The following is a 6616-nucleotide window of genomic DNA, read 5'->3' on the forward strand; positions in this document are numbered from 1 at the left end:
CCCATAGCCAAGCAGGTGGAACGAGAACGCTTTACGCGGCTGCGTATTATCGAAACTGAAGTCCATCTCCAGCGGCTGATCGGCAGTGACGACCATTTCTGCTGGCAGCCCCAGTGGCACATCCTGCTCCAACTCCTTGGCTTTCAGCAGGATGTAGGCGTTCTGCTGTGGATCTAAAGAGCGCACGGTCAGGCGCACGCGTGTTTGTGAGCCCTTGGGCATTTCCAGATACTGAGCACCGATCAGGTTGTCAGCCCAGTCATCCTTGATCTGTGCCTGAAGCGGGATGATGGTGGGACTGCCGAACTGGTAGTGCTGGTTCAACGGTGTCCGGATCAGCGAATGATCCAGCGCCGAGGCTTTTGATGTGATTTCTCGTGCTCGTTTGCCCCCGTACTGTCCAGCAAGGGTAGCGTGGTCGGCAATGAACCCTGCGCTATTGTAATTCCTGCAACGCTGTTGAAAGTCACACTCGATCAAGGTGCCTTGGCCATCGTGATAACGCAGCTTGTCGTTGGTGAACGACATGATCTCGCGGCCTGTTTCATAGTCACGAAACAGCGAGCGACCGCTCAAGGCTGAGGGGACAGGTAAGGCGAAATAGTCGAGTATTGAGGCACTCAGATCGACATGCCCGTAGACCCCAGACTTTACCTTGGGCAACTGATCCTGCTCGGGCGCTAACATCAGGTTGAAACCCCAAGAGGAAGCTAGGCGCACTCCATCAATTCCGTGAGATTCGTCCGAGGTGATCACCACCAAGGTGTTTTTCAAGATGCCTTGGCGTTCCAGGCCGTTGAGGAATTGCCCTAGGGCATCATCCAGATATCCGACGGCAGCCTGCTTGGGTGTGTCGTAGCGCTCAAGATAGTCCTGAGGGGCCGAATAGGGTTGGTGGGTGCCAACGGTCAGCAGGGTCAGCATCCATGGTTTTTTCTGCTTTTTCAGCTGGCCGACGTAGTCGAGTGCCCCTTCGAAGAACGCCTTGTCGTCTTTGCCCCAAGGAAAATCTAGATAGTTGCTATTGGTGAACCATTCCAAGCCGTGGGTAGCATCGAAGCCAATGTGCGGCATGATCTTGTCTTTGGCCATGAATCTAAGGCCTGCACCCTGAAGGTAGTGCGTGGCGAATCCGTTCTTGTGCAGTTGGGCTGGGAGGCACGCCTTGTTCCGTTTGTTCTGGGTCAACATCTCAACCCCCTTGGGCGTTCCGTTGTCCAGTTTGTCGTAATCGCCGCAAAGCATAGCGTAAAGGCCGCGAATGGTTTGATGGCTATGCAGTACATAATCCGGCGTATTCATTCCGCGTTCTGCCCAGCGACTGAGGTTGGGCATGAGATTTTCTTGATAGCTGCTGTGCAGGGCTTGGCGGTTGACGCCAACGTAGGCACCAGGAATACCTTCCAGCGCGATGATCAACACATTTCGCGCCCGCCCTGGTGCCGCGAGCAATTTCTGTCCGTCCAGATCGAGTTGAGTAAGCCCCGCCATTTGCGGTGGAACATCGACAACATCACGCTCCAGCCACTCTTCTGCGCTTGCCTGAACATCGCCAACGCTCGCGGCCATCAACTGATGTGGCAGGTTGAACAAGCGCCACTGGTCTTCTTCTGAGGGGTACAGGTGCTGAGCACCCCAATGGGTGATCAACAGCAGTAGCGGTGCTGCCCACGCGTTTCGTGGCAAGCTCGGAGACGTAGCGGAGCGTCCTAGGTACTGCGTGACCAGCCAAACCACCAGCCCAAGAAACAGAGTAGCGGCCAGCCAAGGCTGGGCGAAACCACCCCCGGTAGAGTTTTCCAAAAACTGAGGGTCGATCAGGTAGTGCAGGTCTGATGAGTTGGGAAGCCTACCGACCGCGCTGACCAGTTCGGCAGTCGCCAGAGTCATAAGCCCCCATGCCAGCAATACCGGTAGCGCTAACCACCAAGGACAGCGATGCAAGAGTACGATGAGCAGGCTCGCAATTCCCAGATCTGAAAGATAGCCAAGTGGATTCGACCAACCCAGAGCTGCACGCAGGCACAAAGGCATGATCAGAACCAGTCCGATCAAGGCGATGAGACGTGCACGGGGTTGACTTAACCAGCGATGGATAACGTTCACGCAAAGGCCTTCCAGACATTAAATCTTCATATAAGTGTGCTGGATGGTATCAAGCAGTGGGACGACTCATCGGGTTATTCGAAAAGGAGACGGTGGATCGAGTCAGTGACGGCATTGGTGCTTGGACGTAAGCCCTATTTCAGAGGCTTGCGTTGAGGAATGCTCGCTGACTATGCCCTTCAGCATTAACTGTTTCAGGCTGTTTAACCCCGCCGCGCATGTATGGGCCAAGTGTTAATATATTACCTTTGAAGTGATCCCAAGGACGTTGATGACTAATCATCAAGCTAAAGCCGAAACCCCTAGAGCAGCCGCGATTCTGGCTTGCTTCCTGTCGTCGGAGTCCGCTGGCGGTCTTGTGCTGATGGGCGCAGCACTCGCGGCACTAATCGTGGCCAACTCGCCTCTCTCGCAAAGTTATTTTGCAGCCTTGCACAGTGTCTGGTTGGGCATGTCTGTCGAGCATTGGGTCAATGATGGCTTGATGGCGATCTTCTTCCTGATGGTCGGACTCGAGATCAAGAGAGAGGTTCTGGCAGGAGGGCTCTCCACTTGGGGACAGCGCGCCTTGCCTGGATTTGGTGCCGTCGGTGGCATGGTTGTGCCTGCGCTTATTTACATCGCAATCAACTGGGGTAATTCTGAGACGTTGAAGGGGTGGGCTATTCCAGCCGCTACCGACATCGCATTCGCCTTGGGCGTCTTGTCGTTGCTGGGGAAGCGAGTCCCTACGTCGCTGAAGGTCTTCCTCGCTGCCTTGGCGATCATTGACGACCTGGGTGCTGTGGTTATCATCGCCTTTTTCTACACCACTGGTCTTTCCATGCCGATGTTGCTGGCATCGCTCGCAACCCTAGTCATTCTGATCGCAATGAATCGATTGGGCGTCAGACGATTATTCCCATATATGCTGGTCGGTGGTGTGCTGTGGTTCTTCGTGCTGCAGTCGGGGGTGCATGCCACTCTTGCGGGTGTTGCCGTTGCACTGTGTGTCCCAATGGGCAAGCCAGAAGAGGAAGCCAGGTCTCCACTGCTCTTCCTAGAAGAGAAGCTGCACATGTGGGTAGCATTCGCTGTGGTGCCGATTTTCGGCTTCGCCAACGCGGGTGTTTCATTAGCCGGTATTTCGATGGAAAACCTAGTCGATCCGGTTCCGCTGGGTGTTGCGCTCGGCTTGTTGGTGGGCAAGCAGATTGGCATTTTCCTATTGGCTGCTCTGGCCATTCGTATGGGCTTGGCCAAACTGCCGGAAGGCAGCAATTGGGCACAGCTTTACGGCGTTGCGCTCTTATGTGGCATCGGCTTTACCATGAGCCTGTTCATCGGAAACCTGGCGTTTGCTGGATCAGCTCACCTGATCGACGAAGTAAAAGTCGGTGTGTTGATCGGTTCGACCTTGGCTGCAATCGGTGGAGTCCTGATTTTGCGACGCAGCGCTGGGCCCGCCATTGTCGCCGCCACGGTCTCTAAATAAGCGTAAGCGAGCCGGCCACGGAGTTTCTCCCAGACAGAAATCCTGTGGCTGGAACATCGTCTCGCGAAGTGAGGTCATCGTGCTTTACGCCACAAGCTGCTGAGATAGCCCCTCAAAGGCTGATTGGCGGCATCAACTCGGACGCGACTTTTTTCAGCATGAACGTTTCGCGCTGAATTGACTGCCCCATCGATGACTCCTGACGCTGCATCACGGCTTCATTATGCGTTATGGCTTCATGCAGGTTGATCCAGACAGGCCGCATACCATTAGCGATTTCGTGGCTTTCCATTCTCACGGGCGCTAGCTGGGGCGCGACTTCGCATTGATAAAAATGCGAGGTCATGTGCATCAGATCGTACTGTGGCTTCCAGTAGGGCCGGTACTCCTCGATATAACCGTAGTGCTGGAGTACCTGTATTTCACGGGCACCAGTCTCTTCCTCAAGCTCACGCCTCAGGCCTGTGACAATGTCCTCGTCACCATCAAGACCGCCTCCAGGAAAGCTGAAGTCGTTATAGCGCTCGGTGAACAGCAACAGGATCTGATCATCCCGAATCACGATGCCGCGTGCTGCATGTCGACGGAATACTCTGCCCTGTTTGGATTTCAGCTCGGGGTGAACAATTTCAGTTATGAGTTGCATGTGGTCTCGTTACGGCAAGATCAGTAGTCATCGTCCAGAATGGCCACGGCATTTCCGCAGTTCTGGAAATACTGTGGCCAATGGAATTGGCTCAGCGAAGCAGCAATACGGGTAAAGTGGATGTTCGCAGCATCGTCGTGGTCGTGCTGCCTACCAGAAACTGCCTGATGCGAGAGTACCCGTATCCAAACCGAGGTAAATGGGGCTTTTGATTAATGCCTGAATGGCGACTGCGGTTTCAGTGCCGACCCCCATGTCCACGGGCTCGGTGGCGAGCCAGATGGAGTCGATGCTGATCATCGCAGCAGCTCTCGTAGGAAAGCGGAACACGCCGCTGCATTTTCTGCCGGCCAGCTCACAACGACTACGCCTTTTGAATGAGGCACTTCGATCAGGATCGTGCTGGGAAGGACTTGATGCACCGCTGCCAATGGCGGCGTCTTTACCGGAATAAAGGCACTTTTAAGCGCCAGTTTTTTTTGCGTACGCACCCGAATCCATTTATGGACGAGGTTGGCATTGAGGTTGTAGGTCAAGGCAACATTGACAATCGAGGTGTCAGGCTGCGCACACTCGGCAATGACTTAGGCCTTGAAGGATTTAGAATAGGAACGGCGTTCTTGCGGCATGGGTGTCCGCTTAATTTAGGTGGAAACCATCGCCTTAAGCGATGGCATCAGGGAGGTGTATAGCCCGGACGGTTACCGCCAACGTCCGCAAGATGCTGGTGTGCGCTGCCGCCCTAATTTATTAAAGATTTTACGAAAATTTTACAACCCCTAAAGATGGAGCATCCAATACTGCACTGCGCTAATTCATCAGGCTATTTTATATGTCTCTCGCAGGACTACGGCTTATCGGATTCATCTTAGGCATTTTTCTAATCACGCTAGCTATAAGCATGATTATCCCAATGATCACACTGGCGGTCTATGAGCGGGATGGTGGCGATCTTTCAGCTTTCCTGTGGTCTAGCTTAATCACATCTGTCTGCGGCCTTCTGTTGATCGCACGAGGACGCCCAGATACCGCCCAGCTTCGTCCCAGGGATATGTACCTGCTAACTACTGGCAGTTGGGTTGTGGTGTGCATCTTCGCATCGCTGCCAATGGTGTTTATCAGCGACATCAGTTACACCGATGCATTCTTTGAAACAATGTCGGGCATCACAACTACAGGGTCAACGGTACTCACTGGCTTGGATACCGCTTCACCGGGATTATTGATCTGGCGCTCAATGCTGCATTGGCTCGGCGGTATAGGCTTCATAGGCATGGCTGTAGCGATCCTTCCACTGTTGCGGGTGGGTGGCATGCGTCTCTTCCAGACAGAGTCCTCAGACTGGTCGGAAAAAGTAACGCCTCGCTCCCATGTGGCCGCCAAATACATCCTCTTTCTCTACTTGGGACTCACGGGGCTCGGAGCGCTAGCTCTTTGGGTCGCTGGAATGACGCCGTTTGAAGCGGTCAACCACGCCATGTCCTTGATCTCAACTGGAGGATTCTCGACTTCGGACTCTTCACTGGGGCATTGGACGCAGCCAGCGATCCACTGGATAGCTGTGGTCATCATGATTCTGGGTAGTCTACCGTTTACCTTGTATGTTGCGACATTGCGCGGCAACCGGCGTGCGCTGATTAAGGATCACCAGGTACGTGGATTTATTGGGTTCTTGATTTTCACCTGGCTGGCCGTAGGGACATGGCTCTGTTTTCACAGCGATTACGGATGGTGGGATGCGTTTCGTATCGTAGCGGTCAACGTGACTTCTGTTGTCACGACCACTGGAATTGCGGTTGGCGATTACACGCTATGGGGAAGCTTTGCTGTTCTTTTGTTCTTCTATCTCACCTTTGTTGGTGGATGTTCGGGCTCCACGGCTGGAGGCCTCAAAATCTTCCGCTTTCAGGTTGCTGCAACTTTACTGATAGGTAGCTTAAAGCAACTAATCCATCCAAGAGCCGTGATTCAGAAGAAGTACAATGGCCATCCAATTGACGAGGAAATATTACGCTCGCTTTTGACTTTCTCATTTTTATTCAGCATCACCATTGCAATTATCGCCTTAGGACTTGCCTTGATCGGCCTGGACTGGACAACGGCATTGAGTGGCGCGGCTACTGCGGTGTGTAACGTGGGCCCTGGAATTGGCACCATCATCGGGCCTGCTGGTAACTTCTCATCATTACCCGACGCAGCAAAATGGTTGCTCACCATCGGCATGCTGCTGGGACGATTAGAGATACTCACTGTACTGGTACTTATCACACCCGTTTTTTGGAGGTACTAATGATGATTAAGAAAGTAGCCATCTAAGATTCTGGCTGGTTAGATTTTAGCCAACCCTGCATGAAGCCCGGAGGGCTACAAATTGAATCGCCCCGGGTTTC

6 protein-coding genes and 1 pseudogene are annotated in these 6616 nt (G+C 53.5%); 2 read left to right on the plus strand and 5 right to left on the minus strand.

The window, feature by feature from the left end:
• Positions 1–2034 (minus strand): LTA synthase family protein (locus GHO03_RS23200; protein WP_256668750.1); only part of this gene is annotated, 2034 nt, incomplete at its 3' end.
• A 343-nt stretch (positions 2035–2377) separates the two neighbouring features.
• Between GHO03_RS23200 and nhaA the strand changes: the two genes are divergently transcribed.
• Positions 2378–3580, plus strand: coding sequence for a Na+/H+ antiporter NhaA (gene nhaA, locus GHO03_RS23205; protein ID WP_095025394.1), 1203 nt, complete (start codon positions 2378–2380; stop codon positions 3578–3580).
• Between the two features lie 112 nt (positions 3581–3692).
• Here the strand turns inward: nhaA and GHO03_RS23210 are convergent, their stop codons facing one another.
• From GHO03_RS23210 to GHO03_RS23225, 4 genes and pseudogenes are all read right to left on the minus strand, one after another.
• Positions 3693–4226: an NUDIX hydrolase gene (locus GHO03_RS23210; protein WP_133075653.1), complete on the minus strand. Its 534-nt coding sequence runs from the start codon at positions 4224–4226 to the stop codon at positions 3693–3695.
• A gap of 91 nt (positions 4227–4317) precedes the next feature.
• Positions 4318–4410 (minus strand): annotated as a pseudogene (locus tag GHO03_RS23215) (universal stress protein); the annotation flags it as partial.
• A complete protein-coding gene (locus tag GHO03_RS23220; protein WP_153400600.1) occupies positions 4377–4526 on the minus strand; it encodes a hypothetical protein in 150 nt (49 codons plus the stop codon). The gene GHO03_RS23220 and the pseudogene GHO03_RS23215, both read right to left, overlap by 34 nt.
• Positions 4523–4762 (minus strand): hypothetical protein, encoded by a 240-nt coding sequence (locus GHO03_RS23225; protein WP_141228821.1) that lies wholly within the window; start codon positions 4760–4762, stop codon positions 4523–4525. The genes GHO03_RS23220 and GHO03_RS23225 overlap by 4 nt, the downstream gene beginning before the upstream one ends.
• Before the next feature lie 296 nt (positions 4763–5058).
• On the opposite strand from GHO03_RS23225, the gene GHO03_RS23230 reads away from it, so the two are divergent.
• Entirely contained in the window at positions 5059–6516 is a 1458-nt protein-coding gene (locus GHO03_RS23230; RefSeq protein WP_095025392.1) for a TrkH family potassium uptake protein, read from the plus strand.
• The last annotated feature ends 100 nt before the right edge of the window (positions 6517–6616 follow it).

This window comes from Pseudomonas sp. FSL R10-1339 (assembly GCF_009600545.1).
In the GTDB taxonomy this organism is placed as follows: Bacteria; Pseudomonadota; Gammaproteobacteria; order Pseudomonadales; family Pseudomonadaceae; genus Aquipseudomonas; species Aquipseudomonas bubulae.

Coding starts and splice junctions, on each gene's coding strand:
- GHO03_RS23210 (WP_133075653.1), bottom strand. CDS start 4,226: ATGCAACTCATAACTGAAATTGTTCACCCCGAGCTGAAATCCAAACAG.
- GHO03_RS23220 (WP_153400600.1), bottom strand. CDS start 4,526: ATGATCAGCATCGACTCCATCTGGCTCGCCACCGAGCCCGTGGACATG.
- GHO03_RS23230 (WP_095025392.1), top strand. CDS start 5,059: ATGTCTCTCGCAGGACTACGGCTTATCGGATTCATCTTAGGCATTTTT.
- nhaA (WP_095025394.1), top strand. CDS start 2,378: ATGACTAATCATCAAGCTAAAGCCGAAACCCCTAGAGCAGCCGCGATT.